We start from the raw sequence: 16,224 nt of genomic DNA, 5'->3' as shown, positions 1-16,224 counted from the left end.
GAACCCTGGGGGCCCCTGCTCCCCTCTGAACTGGGCCCCGGAAGTTGGACTGGTTATGTAGAGGTTAGGCGGCGAGGGTCTGGGCTCGGTATTCGGCTGGGCTGAGGTCGCCGAGGGTGGTGGAGATGCGGGTGGTGTTGTACCAGTCGATGTAGTCGTGCAGTGCCGTGGTGAACGTGTCGACGGTGTCGAACGTGTTGTGGTGGAAGAGTTCTTCTTTGAGGTGGCCGAAGAAGTTCTCGGCGACGGCGTTGTCCAGGCAGGTGGCGCGGCGGGACATCGACTGGGTCAGGCCGGCGTCGGCGAGCAGGGTGCGCCAGGAGGCGTGCTGGTATTGGAAGCCCTGGTCGGAGTGCACCAGCGGGCGGGCTCCGGCGGGCAGGGTCGCGATCGCGGCGCGCAGCGAGGAGTTCGTCAGCTCCAGCGTCGGGGACGGGCCGCAGGCGTAGGCGACCACGGACCGGTCGAACAGGTCGATCACGGGCGAGAGGTAGAGCTTGCGGTCGCGGATGCGGAACTCGGTCACGTCGGTGACCCATGTGGTGTCCGGGGCGTCGGCGTTGAACTGGCGGTTGAGCAGGTTCGGCGCGGTCGTGCCGGGCCGCCCGGGCCAGGACCGGCACCGGCGCGGCCGCCGGACCTGGCAGGCCAGGCCGAGGGCGTTCATCAGCGTGCGCACGGTTTTCTTCGCCACCCGCCAGCCGTCGCGGGCCAGGACCGCGTGGATCCGCCGGTGCCCGTAGCGGCCGCGGGCGGCCTCGAACGCCTCGGCGATCGCGGCCTTGAGCCCGGCGTGCGGGTCGGGCCGGTCCAGGCGGGCCTGGTGGTAGAAGAACGTCGACCGGGCCAGGCCCGCGACCGCCAGCAGCACCGGCAGCGGATAGTCGGCCTTGAGGGCGGCGACGGCCTGGGTTTTCACCCTCGCCCCTGCTCCCTCAAGGCCCGCAATTTTTTTAGGTAGGCGTTCTCCGCCGACAGCCGCAGGTTCTCCGCCCGCAACCGCTCCAGCTCGCCGGGACCCGGCGAGTCCGCGACACCGGGCGGACGGCCTTTCGGCTTGGGCCGCAACGCGTCCTCGCCCTCGCGCCGATACGCCCGCGCCCAGTTCTCCACGAGTTTGGGCGAGGACAGGCCGTGCTCGCGCGCCAGCTCGGCCGCGGTCGCCTCGCCGCCGACATACCGGCGCACGACCTCCAGCTTGAACTCGAACCCGAACGACCGCCTGCCTGGCTTGTTCATCAGCGCTCCCGCGCTCCGCAGCCTCCAACGATCACGCAAGCGTCGCACGGCACCCGCCGACACCCCCAACCGGGACGCCACGGCCTTCGCGCCATACCCGTCCTCGAACAACGCAACAGCGGACGCCCGCTGCCACTCAGACAACGAACTGCGTGGATGCAACGAACCACTCCCCGGACAGCCGGAACTGGATTCCCAGTCCAACTCCCGGGGCGCAGTTCAGAGGGAATCTGATTCCTTCAGGGTTCCCCTCACGGACAGCAGAAGTCCGGCGTGGGATCAGACGGTGCGGAGTGCGTGCACGGAGCGGCCGTCCAGCGTGGAGCGGCCGCTGAGTGCGGCCAGTTCCAGCACGACTGACACGCCGGTGACCGTCGCGCCTGCGTCTTCCAGCAGTTTGGCGGTCGCGGCGACGGTGCCGCCGGTGGCCAGGACGTCGTCCATGACCGCGATCCGTTGGCCGGGTTTTACGACGTCGGCGGGCAGTTCGACGCTCGCGGTGCCGTACTCCAGGGAGTAGTCCACTCGCCCGGCGACGGACGGCAGCTTGCCGGGTTTCCGGACCAGCACCACGCCCATGCCGCGCGAGTAGCCCACCGCCGCGGCCAGGAGGAAGCCGCGGGCCTCGACCCCGGCAACCAGGTCGGCCGCCGGGTCGAGGGTGTCCGCCAGTGCGTCGGCGACCGCGGCGAAGGCCGGGCCGTCGGCGAACAGCGGGCTGAGATCGCGGAACAGCACGCCCGGTTCCGGGAAATCCGGCACCTCGGCGATCAGGTCCAGTGCCTCGTCGAGCTTCATCGGGTTCAGCGCTTCTTCTTCCCCGACGGACGCTGCTTCGGGTGCCGCGCCGGGACCCCGGCCGCGGCGGCCATCGCCTTCTCCTTGCGGAGTTCGGCAGCCAGCTGCTCCTCGTCCTGGGCGTCGAAGTCGTCGTCGGTGGCTTCTCGCTTCGCGGCCTTCGCCCGGCGGGCGGCCACGCGCTCGGCCTGCTGCTGGTACTTCGGGTCGCGCATCTTGAAGTCGACCAGCAGCGGCGTCGCCAGCGCGACCGACGACAGGACGCCGACCAGCGTACCGGTCAGCTGCACCAGCGCCAGGTCCTGCAGCGTGCCCGAGCCGAGCAGGACGTACCCGACGATCAGCAGGCCCAGGATCGGCAGCAGCGCGATGAACGCCGTGTTGAACGAGCGCATCAGGGTCTGGTTCAGCGCCAGGTTCGCCGCCTCCGCGTACGTGCGCCGCGACAGGCCGAGCAGGCCGCGGGTGTTCTCCCGGACCTTGTCGAACACCACCACGGTGTCGTACAGCGAGAAACCGAGAATCGTCAGCAGGCCGATCACCGTCGCGGGCGTCACCTCGAAGCCCACGAGCGAGTACACGCCCGCGGTGACCACGATGTCGTGCAGCAGCGAGATGAGCGCCGCGAACGCCATCCGGGTGTCGAAGTAGATCGCCAGGAAGATCACGACCGCGACCAGGAACACGGCGAGCGCGATCAGGGCCTGCCGCGAGATCTCGTCGCCCCACGACGCGCTCACCGCGCTGTCGCTGATCGCCTGCTCGCTCGACTTGCCGTTGCTGCCGATCGGGCCCAGGTCCTCGAAAATCTGCTTCTTGACCTTCGCGACCTGGTCCGCGGTGAGTGCCTCGGAACGGGTCTGGATGGTCGACGCGTTGCCGGTGCCGACCGTCTGCGTCTCCGCCGGAGCCTCGCCCAGCGCGGTGTTGAACGACTTGATCACCTGGTCCTGGGTGATCTGGCCGTGCGTGCCGTGCGCGGGCAGCTGGATCTGCGTGCCGCCCTCGAACTCGATGCCGACGTTGAAGCCGCGGAAGATCATCGAGCCGATGCACACCAGGAGCAGCAGCGCGAAGAAGACGTACCAGCGCTTGCGCGCGCCGACGATGTCGACCGCGCCGGTGCCGACGTAGAGCCGGTGGAAGAAGCTTTCCTTCTTGCCGGGCTTCGCTCCGGAGGCCGAGTTGTTCGAGCCCTCCGTGCTGTCCGGCGTGACGCCTGCGGTTTCGTCGCTCACGTCAGGCCTCCTTCACGTTCGCGCGGCGGCCGGGAGCGGGGCGCGCGGCCTTGCGCTGCGAGCCGAGCTTCTGGACGGCGCCGAGGCCGAGATTCCGGGGATTGGACAGGAACTTCGACTTCGAGGTCGACACCATCGCCACGAGCGGATGCGTGACCAGGTAGACGACCACCAGGTCGAGCACCGTCGACATGCCGAGGGTGAACGCGAAGCCCTGCACGTCGCCGACCGCGATGATGTACAGGATCGCGGCGGCGAGGAAGCTGACCGCGTCCGAGGCCAGGATCGTGCGCCGCGCCCTCGCCCAGCCGCGCGGCACCGCGGACCGGAAGGTCCGGCCCTCCCGGATCTCGTCCTTCAGCCGTTCGAAGTAGATGACGAACGAGTCCGCCGTGATGCCGATCGCGATGATCAGGCCGGCCACGCCCGCGAGGTCGAGCGTGTACCCGATCCAGCGGCCGAGCAGCACCAGCACCGCGTACACAAGCAGGCCGGACAGCACCAGCGACCAGATCGTGAGGATGCCGAGCAGCCGGTAGTAGAACAGGCAGTAGACGAACACGACAGCGAGGCCGATCGCGCCGGCGATCAGGCCGGCCTGCAGCGAGGCGTAGCCGAGCGTCGCCGACACCGTGGTGGCGTCGGACGAGTCGAAGGACAGCGGCAGCGAACCGTACTTGAGGATGTCCGCCAGGTTCTTCGCGTCGGTCTGGGTGAACTTGCCGGTGATCTGCGTGTTGCCGCCGAGGATGGCGTTCTGCACGGTCGGCGCGGACACCACGTCCGTGTCCAGCACGAACGCCGCCTGCTTGCCGACGTTGGCCGACGTGAAGTCGCCCCAGGTCTTGCCGCCCGCGCTCTTGAAGCTCAGGTCGACGATCCACTGGCCGCGCTGCTGGTCGTAGCCGGAGTTGGCGTTCGCGATCTCGGTGCCGGGGATGATCTCCGGCCCGAGCACGTATTTGGTGGCGTCCTTGTCGCCGCAGGTGACCAGCGGCTGGTTCGGCAGGTCGTTGCCCTCCAGCGGGTCCGCGACGTTCGGCGCGCAGGTGAGCGCGGCGAGCGCCTTCTGCTGCGCGGCCTGCGCGGCGGCGGCCTCCTGCTGGTTCTTCGGGTCCTTCGGCATCAGCGCGGGAGCCTGGCGCACGGCGCGGGCTTCCTCGATCGGGTTCTTGCCCGCGTTCTGGCCGCCGGCCGGGGCCGAGGGGGTCGTGCTCGGCGGCTGCTGCGCCGGGGCGCCCGCCGCTCCCCCGCCGCCGGCGGGCTTGCTCGGCGCGGTCGCCGGGGCGCTCGGGGCTCCGGAAGCGGGAGCCGACGGCGGCGCGGCCGGGGTGTTCGGGACCGAGGTGATCACCTCGCGGATCCCGAGCTTCGCGGTCCGGCCGAGGTTCTTCGCCTCGTCGCCCTGCTCGCCCGGGACGGTGATCACGATGTTGTTGCCGTCGAGCACCACCTCGGTGCCGCCGACGCCGATCCCGTTGACGCGGGTCTCGATGATCTGGCGCGCCTGGTTCAGCGAATCGCGGGTGGGCTGGCCGCCGTCGGGCGTGCGCGCGGTGAGCGTGACCCGGGTGCCGCCCTGCAGGTCGATGCCGAGTTTCGGCGTCGCTTTGCCGCTGCCGGTGAAGAACACCAAGGCGTACAGCACGACCACGATCAGGGCGAAGAAGGCGAGATAGCGTCCCGGGCGGAGATGCCCGGCCGATGGTGCCACTGTGCTTCGGTCTCCTCGAACTGGCACGGACTGGATGGACCCCAAGTGGTTCGGGTGCGCGAGCCGGAAGGGGGCCCCGGACGCGGCTGGGCGTGAACTATGACGGCGGACACGCACGCAGCACCGAGACAGTACTCGGTGCTGCGTGAGCCCGGCGTTCGCCCGTACCGACTTTCGTAGGCTGTGGGCGGATCACTGCCCGGTGAAGCGCGGAGGCTACTTCTTCCCGTGCTCGAGCGGGGGCGCCACCTGCGCACCGGAGGTCTGCTTGTCCTCGGCGGAGATCGACTCCTGAGCCGGGGCCTCCGAAGAGGACGCCGAGGTTTCCGGGGCCGACTCGACGTCGGCGACCTCGGTCTCGGCCGCGCCCTCGTTCTCCTCGCCCTCGACGGTCGGCTCGACCTTCTCGCGGACGGCGAGCCGCAGCCAGGTGGTGACGACGCCCGGCGCGATCTCGATGTCGATCGTGGTCTCGCTGCTCGTGTCGGCGACCGTGCCGTACAGGCCCGACGTGGTCATCACGCGGTCACCGGGGGCGATGCTGTTCTGCATCTCCTGCTGAGCCGCCTGCTGCTTCTTCTGCTTGCGGGTGCCCATGACGAGCGGCACGGCCACCACGAGCAGCAGCAGCAACGGCAGCAGTAAATTGTTCATGACTCTCCTCGACGGACGCCCTTCTCGGCTGCCCGCGTCCGGTTTCGACGGATGTGCTGTGTTCGAGTGTGCCAGGTACCGGCGGAAACGCCACCACCCGGGCCGCTGTCCGCCCTTGTCAGGCCTGGTCGAACAGCGTCGGACCGCCCTGGTCGGGACGTCCCGCTTCCGGGGGCGGCACCAGTCCGAGGTGCTGCCACGCGGCCGCGGTCGCGACCCGGCCGCGCGGAGTGCGGGCGAGCATACCGGCCCGGACCAGGTAGGGCTCGCACACCTCCTCGACGGTGGTGGCCTCCTCGCCGACGGCGACGGCGAGCGTCGAAATGCCCACCGGTCCCCCGCCGAACGAGCGGGTCAGCGCGCCGAGCACGGCCCGGTCCAGCCGGTCGAGGCCCAGCTCGTCGACGTCGTAGACCTTCAGCGCGGCCTGCGCGACCTCCAGGGTCACCTTGCCGTCGGCGCGCACCTCGGCGTAGTCGCGGACCCGGCGCAGCAGCCGGTTGGCGATGCGCGGGGTGCCGCGCGACCGGCCGGCGATCTCGGCGCAGCCGTCGCGGTCGATCTCGATGCCGAGGATCGTCGCCGCGCGGCGGACGACCAGCTCCAGTTCGGCCGCGGAGTAGAACTCCATCTGGCCGGTGAAGCCGAACCGGTCGCGCAGCGGCCCGGTCAGCGATCCGGACCGGGTGGTGGCCCCGACCAGCGTGAACGGCGCGATTTCCAGCGGGATGCTGGTCGCGCCGGGTCCCTTGCCGACGACGACGTCGACCCGGAAGTCCTCCATCGCGAGGTACAGCATTTCCTCGGCCGGCCGGGCGATGCGGTGGATCTCGTCGATGAACAGGACGTCGCCGGGCGCGAGGTTGGACAGCATCGCGGCCAGGTCGCCGGCGCGTTCCAGGGCGGGCCCGGAGGTGATCCGGATGGCCGCGCCCAGTTCGGCGGCGACGATCATCGCCATGCTCGTCTTGCCGAGGCCGGGCGGGCCGGACAGCAGCACGTGGTCCGGCGGCACGTCGCGCCGCCGGGCGCTCTCCAGCACCAGTTCCAGCTGCTCGCGGACGCGTTCCTGGCCGACGAACTCGTCGAGTTTGCGCGGCCGGAGCGACGTTTCCAGGTCGCGTTCGCCGGTCTGCGCGAGCGCGGACAGCGTTTCGTCGCCGGCCTCGTAACCGCCTGAGCCGCCGGTGTCGAACTCGGTCACTTCGTGGTTCATCGGCGGCTACCGCTTGCGACCGAGCAGGGCCAGCGCCGAGCGCAGCACGGACGAAGTGGTGTGCCCGTCGCCTTCGGACAGCACCTTGTCCACCGCCTGCTCGGCTTGTTTGGCCGGGAAACCCAGCCCGGCCAGCGCTTCGACCACCTCGCCGCGCAGCGCGCCGGGCGCGGTCACGACCGGGGCGTCGCTGGCGCCGCCGAGCGCGGTCACCTTGTCCCGCAGTTCGAGGCTGAGCCGCTCGGCTCCCTTGCGGCCGATGCCGGGGACCTGGGTCAGCACGGTGATGTTGCCTTCGACGAGCGCCGCGCGCAGTTTGTCCGGCTCCAGCACGGCCAGCGTCGCCAGCGCGAGCCGCGGCCCGATCCCGGACACCGTCTGGAGCAGGCCGAACAGCTCGCGCGCGTCCTCCTCGGCGAAGCCGAAAAGGGTCAGCGAGTCCTCGCGCACGACCAGCGCGGTGTGCAGCCGCGTCTGCTCGCCGCGGCGCAGCGTGGCCAGCGTCGCCGGAGTGGCCTGCACGGCGAGGCCGACGCCGCCGACCTCGACCACCACGTGGTCGAGGCCTACGGACAGCACTTCGCCGCGTACCGAGGAGATCATCGTCGTGCTCCTGTTTCGTTCTTCGTGGTGGTTCCGGCCGCCTTGGCCGCGGCCGCCAGCCGGGCCTTGTGGGCGCGGACCAGTTCGGCCGCGCGGGCCTCGGCCTCGGCGAGGCGGACCCGCATCGGTTCGCGCCACAGGTGGCAGATGGCGAGCGCGAGCGCGTCGGCCGCGTCCGCCGGATGCGGTTTGACCTCGAGCCCGAGCAGCCGCATCACCATTGTGGTGACCTGCGCCTTGTCCGCGCGGCCGGACCCGGTGACCGCGGCCTTGACCTCGCTGGGCGTGTGGAAGACGACCGGCAGCCCGCGCCGCGCGGCCGCCAGCGCCACGACGCCGCCCGCCTGCGCGGTGCCCATCGCGGTGCGCACGTTGTGCTGCGCGAAAACCCGCTCGACGGCCACCGCTTCGGGCCGGTACCGGTCGAGCCAGCGCTCCACCTCGTCGGCGATGCCGAGCAGCCGCTCCGCGAGATCCTGGTCGGCGGGCGTGCGCACGACCCCGACCGCGACCGGGCGCACCGACCGGCCCTTGCCGCCGTCGACCACGCCGAGGCCGCACCTGGTCAGACCGGGGTCGACCCCGAGCACCCGCACCGTTTCTCCTCCGCCCGCGCGAACATCCGTTCGACGTGCAGGCTAACGGTCGCGACGCGCCGCCCGGCGGACGGACACGCCTTAACGGCGACCGACGTGGACGATCGCCCTGCCTCGCGAGCAGGATGGGGACATGCCGGGACCGGAAGACTTCGTCGCGCACCTGGGTCTGGAGCCGTTGCCGGTGGAGGGCGGCCGGTTCGCGCAGAGCTGGCGCGCGGACGAGGGTTCGGCCATCTATTACCTGCTCACGGCACCGGAGATCTCCGCGCCGCACCGCCTCGACCGGGTCGAGGTGTTCGTGCACCACGCGGGCTCGCCCGCCCGGATGCTCTTGCTGCACGCCGATGGAGAGGTGACCCGCCCGGTGCTGGGGAGCGACGTGGCCGCCGGAGAGCGCCCGCAGGTGGTCGTGCCCGCGGGAACGTGGCAGGCGACGGTGCCGCTGGGCCCGTGGAGCCTGCTCGGCACCGTGGTGGTGCCGCCTTATGCCGACGACTGCGTGGAGTTCGCGGATCCGGCGACGCTCGCCGCGAGTTTTCCGGATGCTGCCGCCGACCTGGCCGCGCTAGGGCGCGCTTAGCCAGGTCAGGGGCCGTCGACCCCGGGCGTCCAGCTTTCCGGGTCCCCGCTTTCGGTGAGCACCGGCTGCCATTCGGCGAAGCCCTCGGGCGCGTCGGCGTGCCAGGGGAAATGCCCGTCCGGCGTCGCGACGATCATCTGCAGCGCCGGGAAGTCGCCGTCCGGGTAGACGAGGAACGCGGATCCGAAGTACTCCGGGTAGTGGCCCTTCGCGACGCGTTCGAAGACCACCGGCGCGCCCTCGAAGAAGTCTTCGTAGCGTTTGCCGACCTCGAAGATCTCGCCGTTGGCGGAACGGTCGACGTACGCGTCCAGCAGCACCGGGGCCATGTGGTCGGGCAGGCCGATCACGACCGCCTCGGGCACGTTGTGCAACGCCCACGCGCACGCGGTGAAGCAGTAGCCGGCCCCTTGGTCGTCGGCGGGCACGGCGATGACCGCGTTGCCCCGTTCCCTTGCCTGGTTCTCGATCCAGGCGATGAGGCTCTGCTCTTGCTCGGTGAGGGCGGAGATCGTCACGGCGGACATTCTGCCCCACCCGCGCACCGGAAGCACAGTCCCCGCGCCGGTCATTTTCCCGACGTCCCAAGGATTTTCGCGCTTTCCGTTGCGCGGCAAGGGAAAACCCGGACGAAAACGGCCGCGCCCCGGAGTTCCCGGGGGCGCGGCCGTGTCGCGTGCGATTGGATCAGTCCACTGCGGCCATGACCTCGTCGGACACGTCGAAGTTGGCATAGACGTTCTGCACGTCGTCGCAGTCCTCGAGCGCGTCGATCAGCTTGAAGACCTTCTTCGCGCCCTCGACGTCGAGCGGCACGCTCACCGACGGCAGGAAGGTCAGCTCGGCCGATTCGTACTCGAACCCGGCCTCCTGCAGCGCCTTGCGCACCGGCACCAGGTCGGTGCCCTCGGAGACGATCTCGAAGTTCTCGTCGAGGTCGTTGACCTCCTCGGCGCCCGCGTCCAGGACCGCCATGAGGACGTCGTCCTCGGTCGCGTCGCCCTTGGGCATGATCACGACGCCCTTGCGGTTGAACATGTAGGCGACCGAGCCCGGGTCGGCGAGCGAGCCGTTGTTGCGCGTGAGCGCGGTGCGGACCTCCATCGCGGCGCGGTTCTTGTTGTCGGTGAGGCACTCGATCAGCACCGCGACGCCGTTGGGGCCGTAGCCCTCGTACGTGATGGTCTGCCAGTCGGCGCCGCCCGCCTCCTCGCCGGCGCCGCGCTTGCGCGCGCGCTCGATGTTGTCCTGCGGGACGGAGTTCTTCTTCGCCTTCTGGATGGCGTCGTACAGCGTGGGGTTGCCGTCCGGGTCCCCTCCGCCGGTCCCGGTGCGGGCGGCGACCTCGATGTTCTTGATCAGCCGCGCGAAGAGCTTGCCCCGCTTGGCGTCGAGGTTCGCCTTCTTGTGCTTCGTCGTGGCCCACTTGGAGTGGCCGCTCATCTTTCCTCCATCTGTTCCCGCGGCCGCGTAGCCTCCCGGCGCGGCCGCCGCAATCCTTGCTCAGGCTTTCCGCACGAGCTCGACGAACAGCCGGTGCACGCGCTCGTCCCGGGTGATCTCCGGGTGGAACGCCGTGGCCACCACCGCCCCCTGCCGGACGGCGACGATCCTATCCGCCCTCGGCCCGTCGGGCGGGTCGTCCGGGTCGGGCACGGTGGCCAGCACCTCGACCCCGTCCCCCGCCTTCTCGACCCACGGGGCGCGGATGAAGACCGCGTGCAGCGGCCCGCCGGGCAGGCCGGCGAACGGGAGGTCGGCCTCGAACGAGTCGACCTGCCTGCCGAACGCGTTGCGCCGCACGACCACGTCGAGCCCGCCGAGCTGCTGCTGGTCCGGACGCCCGTCGAGGACCTGGCGGGCCAGCAGGATCATCCCGGCGCACGAGCCGAACGCCGGCAGGCCGCCGGCGATCCGCTCGCGCAGCGGTTCGAGCAGCTCGAAGGTCTCGAGCAGGCGCGACATCGTGGTGGACTCCCCGCCGGGCAGCACCAGGCCGTCCACGTGGGACAGCTCGGAGGGGCGGCGCACCGGAACCGCGCGGGCACCCGCGCTCTCCAGCATCGCGACGTGCTCGCGCACGGCGCCTTGCAAGGCGAGCACGCCGACCGCCGGCCGTGCTCCCGTAGCTGTCGCCACCCGACCTCCCTGAGACGTTCACTCCAGCTTAGGGGGACCGCCCGGAACGCTTCCGGCCAGGTCAGGCGGGCAGCGCCGGGGCCGCCGCCCACCCGGAGGGCGCTCCGGCGGCCGGTTCCGCGCCGGCGTGAAGTGGACTGCTGAAATCTGTCGCCAGTGGCCACCTCGAAGGTGGTCTCCACTGGTGCCGGGCCGACCCGTCCGATGCGGGCCGCTCCCGTCTTCCATGGTAGGCCGACCAGGAAGGCCCAGGTCAACGCTCCCCGGCGGAAAAGTGAGCGAGCCCAAGTGGATCTCTCCGCGCGAAAAGTGGCCTTCCGAGATAGCCGCGCAATGGCCTGCCTCAGCGGTCCACCGGCGGCTTACGCTGGAGGAGAAGACCACTTCCGCTCCCCCGAGAAAGGCCCGCAAGGTGTCGCAGCAGCAGAACGCCGAACCCCAGACCGTCACCGGCACCGCGAAGGTGAAGCGCGGCATGGCGGAGATGCTCAAGGGCGGCGTGATCATGGACGTCGTGACCGCCGACCAGGCGAAGATCGCCGAGGACGCGGGCGCGGTCGCCGTCATGGCGCTGGAGCGCGTCCCCGCGGACATCCGCGCGCAGGGCGGCGTCGCCCGGATGAGCGACCCGGACCTGATCGACGGCATCATCGAAGCGGTGTCGATCCCGGTGATGGCGAAGGCGCGGATCGGGCACTTCGTCGAAGCCCAGGTGCTCCAGTCGCTCGGCGTCGACTACATCGACGAGTCCGAGGTGCTCACCCCGGCCGACTACGCGAACCACATCGACAAGTGGGCGTTCACCGTGCCGTTCGTCTGCGGCGCGACCAACCTCGGCGAAGCGCTGCGCCGGATCACCGAGGGCGCGGCGATGATCCGCTCCAAGGGCGAGGCCGGCACCGGCGACGTCTCCAACGCGACCACGCACATGCGCAAGATCCGCGCCGAGATCCGCCGCCTGCAGTCCCTGCCCGAGGACGAACTGTTCGTCGCGGCCAAGGAACTGCAGGCGCCGTACGAGCTGGTTCGCGAAGTGGCCGAAGCAGGCAAGCTGCCGGTGGTGCTGTTCACCGCGGGCGGCATCGCGACCCCGGCCGACGCCGCGATGATGATGCAGCTGGGCGCTGAGGGCGTGTTCGTGGGTTCGGGCATCTTCAAGTCCGGAAACCCGGCGCAGCGCGCGGAGGCGATCGTGAAGGCGACCACCTTCCACGACGACCCGGACGTGCTGGCGAAGGTGTCGCGCGGCCTCGGCGAAGCGATGGTGGGCATCAACGTCGAGGACGTGCCGGAACCGCACCGTCTCGCCGAGCGCGGCTGGTGACGATTCGCCGGTCGCTCGGTTTCGCTTGATACACCTGCGCGAACGGTGAGGGGTGCCCGCCCTTCGCCGTTCGCGCGGCCATTTGGACGGCGGCAGTGCCGGGACTTCAGGCGGCACGACGGTGGCGGCCGAGGTCGAAGGTCCGCACGGACAGCAAGAACCAGTCAAATCGTGCCGAGTGGGGCATTTCGCGGAGCTCGATGTCCTTTGTGGACGCTCAGCAGCCGGCGAGGCCTAGGGTCGGCGCAGCTCGCGCACCGGGACACGAGGAATACGGGACCGATTCCTGGCTCCGCACGGACGAGACGACCCCGAGCGCTCAGACCATGATTCCTGGCGGATCAGGCCGGTGCCGTGTACCGGCGTCAACGGGCGGGTAGGCCGTCCGCATGCCTGCACAACGGACGAGCCAGCGTGCGGTGCTGTCGCCGGCGCTGGTGGCGGTGTGCCTGGGTTACTTCATGGTCATCCTGGACAGCACGATCGTGAACGTGGCGTTGCCCGCGTTGCGAGCCGAGTTCCGCGCCGGGGTGAGCGGGCTGCAGTGGGTGGTCGACAGCTATCTGCTGGTCTTGGCGGCCGGATTGCTGTCCGCGGGCGCGCTGGCTGACCGATGGGGCGCCCGCCGGGTCTTCCAGGGCGGGCTCGGAGTGTTCCTGGCGGCTTCGGCCGAGTGCGGCCTGGCACCGGACCTCGCGGTGCTGATCGCCGCCCGCGTCGTCCAGGGACTCGGCGCGGCGTTGGCGGTGCCGGCGTCGCTGGCGCTGCTGCGAGCGGCCTACACCGACCAACGGGCCCGTGCGCGAGCGGTGGGCGTGTGGGGCGGCATCGCGGGCTTGGCCGCGGCCGCCGGGCCCATCCTGGGCGGGCTGCTGGTCAGCACGATCGGCTGGCGGTGGGTGTTCTTCGTCAACGTCCCGATCGCGCTGGCGGCCATGGCCCTCACGGCACGGTTCGTCCCCGCCCCGCCCGGGCGGCCCCGCCAGGTAGATCCTGGGGGCCAGTCCACCGCGATACTCGCGTTGGTGGCGCTGTCGGTGGCCCTGATCGACGGCGGCCGCGGCGGGCTGACCGGCACGGTGCTGGCCGCGGGGATCGTGTGCGTGCTCGCGGTGGCCGGGTTCGTGTTCATCGAACGGCGTGCTCGTGCGCCGATGCTGCCGCTGGCGTTGTTCAGGAACAGAACGCTGATGGCGGCGACCGTCGTCGGCTTGCTGATCAACCTGGGGTTCTACGGCGAACTGTTCGTGATCAACCTGTACTTCCAGCAGGTGCGCCACTACTCCGCTCTCGTGGCCGGGCTCGCGTTGCTGCCGCAGATGGGCGTAGTCGCCGCGGGATCGGCGGTCTCCGGCCGGTTCACCGCTCGCTCCGGCGGCCCGCGCCCGACGATGCTGATCGGCCTGGCGGCCGGGAGCGCCGGGCTGCTCGCGCTGGCGCTCACCGCCGCCGACTCCGCCTACGCGGTGCTGGCGGGTCCCCTGGTCGCGGCCGGGTTCGGCATGTCGTTCACCATGCCCGCCGCGACCACCGCGGTCACCGACAACGCCCCGCCCGAGCACGCGGGCCTGGCCTCGGGCGTGATCAACGCGGCGCGCCAGGTCGGCAGCGTGATCGGCGTCGCCGTGCTGGGTTCGCTCGTCGGCGGCGAAACGGACCTGGTCACCGGCCTGCACGCCGCGCTGATCGCCGCCGGTCTCGCCTTCCTGCTCGGTTTCGCTCTCATCGCCGCAGTCCGGCCCGGGCACGGTTCGTGACCGGCCAGGTCGCCTGTGGCGAGTTCAGTCGTCCACGTTGACGAGTTCGGCGAGCAACCGGCGGCGGGAGCTGAGTTCGGCGAGCATGCTGTCGACGAGGTCCAGGGCTGTGCCGGGCCGGCCCTCGTGCAGTTCGGCCGCGACCTGCCGGGCGGTGTCGGCCAGCCGTTCGGGCAGGCTGTCCCACGACCGGTCGGCAGCGTGGCCTTGGCGGGATTCGTGGTGGTTCATACCGCATTGCCTTTGTCGTGCTTGGGTGTTTCCGCTTGGCGGACGCCGCGAGGGCACCGTCCTCGACATGATCTGGCTCGGTGGCAGCGACATCCGGGCGGAGCGCGGCGGCGGACTTGCGTTGCCATAGCTTCACTTCCCCGCGCTTGCCGTCTCGCGTTCGAACAGCTCGGTGATCTGTTCGACCGAATGCCCCTTCGTTTCGGGCAGGTAGCGGTTGACGAAGACGACGGCGAGGACGCACAGCGCGGCGAAGCAGACCATGACCCAGTCCAGTCCGATCGCGGCCTCCCAGACGGGCAGCACCATGATGACCGCGAAGTTCGCGAGCCAGTCCACGGTGGCTCCGGCGGCGGCCGCCTGCCCGCGCACGTCGGTCGGGAAGACCTCGCCCTGGATGAGCCAGCCGGTGCCGCCGACGCCGAGGGCGAAGCAGGCGATGAACAGGCACAACCCGACGGTGGTCACCACGAGGCGGGCAGTGCCGCCGAACATGCCCAGTCCCGCGGCGGCGATCAGTGCCGAGACGGCCATGCCGGTGAAGCCGCCGATGGCCAGGGTGCGCCGCCCGAGCCGGTCGATGTAGCGGAACGCGAGGTAGGTGGCGGCGACGTTGACCACGGTCATGATCGCGGTGACCTCGACGCCGGCGATCGTCGAATCGAGCGTGCTGTTGCCGCCCTGGAACAGCGGGCCGAGCAGGTGCGGCCCGTAATAGAGCGGCACGTTGATGCCGGTGAGCTGCTGGAACGCGAAGAACACGCACACCACGACCAGGGCTCGGCGGACGCCGGCGGTCCAGCCGCCCCGGCGGCCGGCAGTGCTCGCCGGGGACTCCAGGACGCGCGCGGTGTGCTCGACGTCGGACCGGGACACCTCGACGCCGAAGCGGGCCAGCGCGTCCCGCACGCGGTCGTACTGGCCTTTGCGCAGCAGCCAGCGCGGCGATTCGGGCATCCGGGCGCGCAGCACCAGCGCGACGAGGGCGGGGATCGCCCCGAGCCCGAAGACGAGCCGCCAGTCCAACGTGCTCGCGCTGCCCGGCAGGACGAGGAAGATGACGAGGGCGACCAGGTACGAGATCAGGATCCCGACGGTGATCATCCACTGCTGCAGGATGCCGAGCGATCCCCTCCGGCCGCGGGGCGCGTACTCGGCGATGTAGGCGGTGGCGATGGCGGAGTCGGCGCCGATGGCCAGTCCGATCAGGGTGCGGGCGACGACGAGCACCGCCGCGTTCGGGGTGAACGCGGCCAGCAACGCCCCGGCCGCGTAGATGACGGCGTCGGCGACCAGCAGAGATTTGCGGCCCAAGCGGTCGGTCAGCGGTCCGGCCAGGATCGCGCCGGCCGCCGCGCCCAGCGAGGTCCCGGACACCAGGTGCCCGAGCGCGAGCCCGGACAGCGGGTAGGGCACGAAATTCAGGGCGGAGCCGATGTTCGCGGTGTCGTACCCGAACAGGAATCCGCCGACCGTCGCCAGCAGGGTCAGCGACCAGTAGAACCTCGTCGGCGCCCGCTGGTCGAGCAGTTCGAGCACGTTCGCGTTGCCGGGAGTTGAATCCGCCATTTCCTCGACCTCTGGCTCCAGATGCGCTTTCGGCGTCGCGTACCCGGTGGGCGGGAGCCGAAACCGGCGTCCCGATCCGGGTCACGCGGCACGCGGTGGCGCAGGTCGGTCCCGTTGCCGTCAGCCGTAGCGTTCGTGCAGAGCTCGCACCCCCGCGGCGAGGAACTGCCGGACCGCGTCGCGCGTGGCCTCGTAGTCGGGCGAGACGACTTCGAACTCGCTCGACCACTGCACGGTGCTGCCGCCTTCTCCGTCCGGACGCACGCGGAACTCGGCGAAGCAGTCCCGCACCGGCAGCGCCCCGGATTCCATCTCGTAGCGGTAGAACCAATTCTCCGGATCGATCTCGGTGAGCCGTTCGACCTGCTGCTCGCCGTCCGAGGTCGTCGCCGTCCGCCGGGCACCGGGGCTTTCGCCTTCGCCGGAGACCTCCGCGAGCATCGGATGCCAGTCCCCGATGCGCTGAAACGATCCGACCTCGCCCCACAGCTCGTCCGGCGGGACCGGCAGGTCGGACGTTGCTTCCACGCGGGTCATGTCCGCCGCCTCGACCCGATGGACGG

The 16,224-nt window shown here is 70.7% G+C and carries 18 protein-coding genes and 1 pseudogene; 3 read left to right on the top strand and 16 right to left on the bottom strand.

The window, feature by feature from the left end; all coding sequences use genetic code 11:
* Positions 1-64 precede the first annotated feature (64 nt).
* The 10 genes and pseudogenes from ATK30_RS37920 to ruvC all read right to left on the bottom strand — a co-directional run bounded on the left by ATK30_RS37920 (position 65) and on the right by ruvC (position 8,058).
* The gene (locus ATK30_RS37920) at positions 65-919 is read right to left on the bottom strand and encodes an IS3 family transposase (RefSeq protein WP_244194528.1); all 855 of its coding nucleotides are present in this window, start codon (positions 917-919) and stop codon (positions 65-67) included.
* Positions 916-1,239: a helix-turn-helix domain-containing protein gene (locus ATK30_RS46630; RefSeq protein WP_101438641.1), complete on the bottom strand. Its 324-nt coding sequence runs from the start codon at positions 1,237-1,239 to the stop codon at positions 916-918. The genes ATK30_RS37920 and ATK30_RS46630 overlap by 4 nt, the downstream gene beginning before the upstream one ends.
* 33 nt (positions 1,240-1,272) lie before the next feature.
* A pseudogene (locus tag ATK30_RS47820) lies at positions 1,273-1,383 on the bottom strand (helix-turn-helix domain-containing protein); the annotation flags it as partial.
* Between the two features lie 135 nt (positions 1,384-1,518).
* Positions 1,519-2,037, bottom strand: a complete 519-nt coding sequence (locus ATK30_RS37915; protein WP_101439534.1) for an adenine phosphoribosyltransferase — start codon at positions 2,035-2,037, stop codon at positions 1,519-1,521.
* Between the two features lie 5 nt (positions 2,038-2,042).
* Positions 2,043-3,275 carry a protein translocase subunit SecF gene (gene secF, locus ATK30_RS37910; RefSeq protein WP_101439533.1) on the bottom strand — a complete coding sequence of 411 codons (1,233 nt, stop codon included), beginning with the start codon at positions 3,273-3,275 and terminating at the stop codon, positions 2,043-2,045.
* 1 nt (position 3,276) lies between these two features.
* A complete protein-coding gene (secD, locus tag ATK30_RS37905; RefSeq protein ID WP_167442071.1) occupies positions 3,277-4,989 on the bottom strand; it encodes a protein translocase subunit SecD in 1,713 nt (570 codons plus the stop codon).
* 216 nt (positions 4,990-5,205) lie between these two features.
* On the bottom strand, positions 5,206-5,643 hold the full coding sequence (yajC, locus tag ATK30_RS37900) for a preprotein translocase subunit YajC (protein ID WP_101439532.1): 438 nt from the start codon (positions 5,641-5,643) through the stop codon (positions 5,206-5,208).
* Between the two features lie 118 nt (positions 5,644-5,761).
* Positions 5,762-6,859 (bottom strand): Holliday junction branch migration DNA helicase RuvB, encoded by a 1,098-nt coding sequence (gene ruvB / locus ATK30_RS37895; protein ID WP_101439531.1) that lies wholly within the window; start codon positions 6,857-6,859, stop codon positions 5,762-5,764.
* Positions 6,860-6,865: 6 nt separating this feature from the next.
* Positions 6,866-7,462, bottom strand: coding sequence for a Holliday junction branch migration protein RuvA (ruvA, locus tag ATK30_RS37890; protein WP_101439530.1), 597 nt, complete (start codon positions 7,460-7,462; stop codon positions 6,866-6,868).
* A complete protein-coding gene (gene ruvC, locus ATK30_RS37885) occupies positions 7,459-8,058 on the bottom strand; it encodes a crossover junction endodeoxyribonuclease RuvC (protein ID WP_101439529.1) in 600 nt (199 codons plus the stop codon). Before ruvC ends, ruvA begins: the two co-directional genes overlap by 4 nt.
* Positions 8,059-8,191: 133 nt before the next feature.
* Here ruvC and ATK30_RS37880 point away from each other — a divergent pair, with 133 nt between their 5' ends.
* Positions 8,192-8,641 carry a cupin domain-containing protein gene (locus ATK30_RS37880; protein ID WP_101439528.1) on the top strand — a complete coding sequence of 150 codons (450 nt, stop codon included), beginning with the start codon at positions 8,192-8,194 and terminating at the stop codon, positions 8,639-8,641.
* A gap of 5 nt (positions 8,642-8,646) precedes the next feature.
* Here ATK30_RS37880 and ATK30_RS37875 read toward each other — a convergent pair whose 3' ends face one another.
* The 3 genes from ATK30_RS37875 to pdxT form a co-directional block, all read right to left on the bottom strand.
* Positions 8,647-9,168, bottom strand: coding sequence for a DUF4262 domain-containing protein (locus tag ATK30_RS37875; protein ID WP_101441282.1), 522 nt, complete (start codon positions 9,166-9,168; stop codon positions 8,647-8,649).
* Between the two features lie 160 nt (positions 9,169-9,328).
* Positions 9,329-10,084, bottom strand: coding sequence for a YebC/PmpR family DNA-binding transcriptional regulator (locus ATK30_RS37870; protein ID WP_009079324.1), 756 nt, complete (start codon positions 10,082-10,084; stop codon positions 9,329-9,331).
* Positions 10,085-10,144: 60 nt separating this feature from the next.
* Positions 10,145-10,780 carry a pyridoxal 5'-phosphate synthase glutaminase subunit PdxT gene (gene pdxT, locus ATK30_RS37865; protein WP_101439527.1) on the bottom strand — a complete coding sequence of 212 codons (636 nt, stop codon included), beginning with the start codon at positions 10,778-10,780 and terminating at the stop codon, positions 10,145-10,147.
* Between the two features lie 412 nt (positions 10,781-11,192).
* Between pdxT and pdxS the strand changes: the two genes are divergently transcribed.
* Both pdxS and ATK30_RS37855 read left to right on the top strand, forming a co-directional pair.
* Positions 11,193-12,104 carry a pyridoxal 5'-phosphate synthase lyase subunit PdxS gene (gene pdxS / locus ATK30_RS37860; RefSeq protein WP_009079327.1) on the top strand — a complete coding sequence of 304 codons (912 nt, stop codon included), beginning with the start codon at positions 11,193-11,195 and terminating at the stop codon, positions 12,102-12,104.
* Between the two features lie 389 nt (positions 12,105-12,493).
* Positions 12,494-13,861, top strand: coding sequence for a DHA2 family efflux MFS transporter permease subunit (locus ATK30_RS37855; RefSeq protein WP_101439526.1), 1,368 nt, complete (start codon positions 12,494-12,496; stop codon positions 13,859-13,861).
* Between the two features lie 24 nt (positions 13,862-13,885).
* On the opposite strand, the gene ATK30_RS37850 is transcribed toward ATK30_RS37855, so the two are convergent.
* From ATK30_RS37850 to ATK30_RS37840, 3 genes are all read right to left on the bottom strand, one after another.
* Positions 13,886-14,092: a hypothetical protein gene (locus ATK30_RS37850; protein ID WP_101439525.1), complete on the bottom strand. Its 207-nt coding sequence runs from the start codon at positions 14,090-14,092 to the stop codon at positions 13,886-13,888.
* A 132-nt stretch (positions 14,093-14,224) separates the two neighbouring features.
* On the bottom strand, positions 14,225-15,661 hold the full coding sequence (locus ATK30_RS37845; protein ID WP_101439524.1) for a sugar porter family MFS transporter: 1,437 nt from the start codon (positions 15,659-15,661) through the stop codon (positions 14,225-14,227).
* 120 nt (positions 15,662-15,781) lie between these two features.
* Entirely contained in the window at positions 15,782-16,198 is a 417-nt protein-coding gene (locus ATK30_RS37840; RefSeq protein WP_101439523.1) for an SRPBCC family protein, read from the bottom strand.
* Positions 16,199-16,224 lie beyond the last annotated feature (26 nt).

It is taken from the genome of Amycolatopsis echigonensis (genome assembly GCF_002846615.1).
GTDB classification, from domain to species: domain Bacteria; phylum Actinomycetota; class Actinomycetes; order Mycobacteriales; family Pseudonocardiaceae; genus Amycolatopsis; species Amycolatopsis echigonensis.
The sequence above is the reverse complement of the archived record's forward strand: the minus strand, read 5'-3'. Positions and strand labels throughout refer to the sequence as shown.

Bases quoted from the DNA above. Each gene is read 5' to 3' on its own strand.
- yajC (WP_101439532.1), bottom strand. From the start codon at position 5,643: ATGAACAATTTACTGCTGCCGTTGCTGCTGCTGCTCGTGGTGGCCGTG.
- ruvB (WP_101439531.1), bottom strand. From the start codon at position 6,859: ATGAACCACGAAGTGACCGAGTTCGACACCGGCGGCTCAGGCGGTTAC.
- ATK30_RS37855 (WP_101439526.1), top strand. From the start codon at position 12,494: ATGCCTGCACAACGGACGAGCCAGCGTGCGGTGCTGTCGCCGGCGCTG.
- ATK30_RS37915 (WP_101439534.1), bottom strand. From the start codon at position 2,037: ATGAAGCTCGACGAGGCACTGGACCTGATCGCCGAGGTGCCGGATTTC.
- ATK30_RS37850 (WP_101439525.1), bottom strand. From the start codon at position 14,092: ATGAACCACCACGAATCCCGCCAAGGCCACGCTGCCGACCGGTCGTGG.
- ATK30_RS37870 (WP_009079324.1), bottom strand. From the start codon at position 10,084: ATGAGCGGCCACTCCAAGTGGGCCACGACGAAGCACAAGAAGGCGAAC.
- ATK30_RS37875 (WP_101441282.1), bottom strand. From the start codon at position 9,168: ATGTCCGCCGTGACGATCTCCGCCCTCACCGAGCAAGAGCAGAGCCTC.
- ATK30_RS37880 (WP_101439528.1), top strand. From the start codon at position 8,192: ATGCCGGGACCGGAAGACTTCGTCGCGCACCTGGGTCTGGAGCCGTTG.
- ruvA (WP_101439530.1), bottom strand. From the start codon at position 7,462: ATGATCTCCTCGGTACGCGGCGAAGTGCTGTCCGTAGGCCTCGACCAC.
- ATK30_RS46630 (WP_101438641.1), bottom strand. From the start codon at position 1,239: ATGAACAAGCCAGGCAGGCGGTCGTTCGGGTTCGAGTTCAAGCTGGAG.
- ATK30_RS37845 (WP_101439524.1), bottom strand. From the start codon at position 15,661: ATGGCGGATTCAACTCCCGGCAACGCGAACGTGCTCGAACTGCTCGAC.
- ATK30_RS37840 (WP_101439523.1), bottom strand. From the start codon at position 16,198: ATGACCCGCGTGGAAGCAACGTCCGACCTGCCGGTCCCGCCGGACGAG.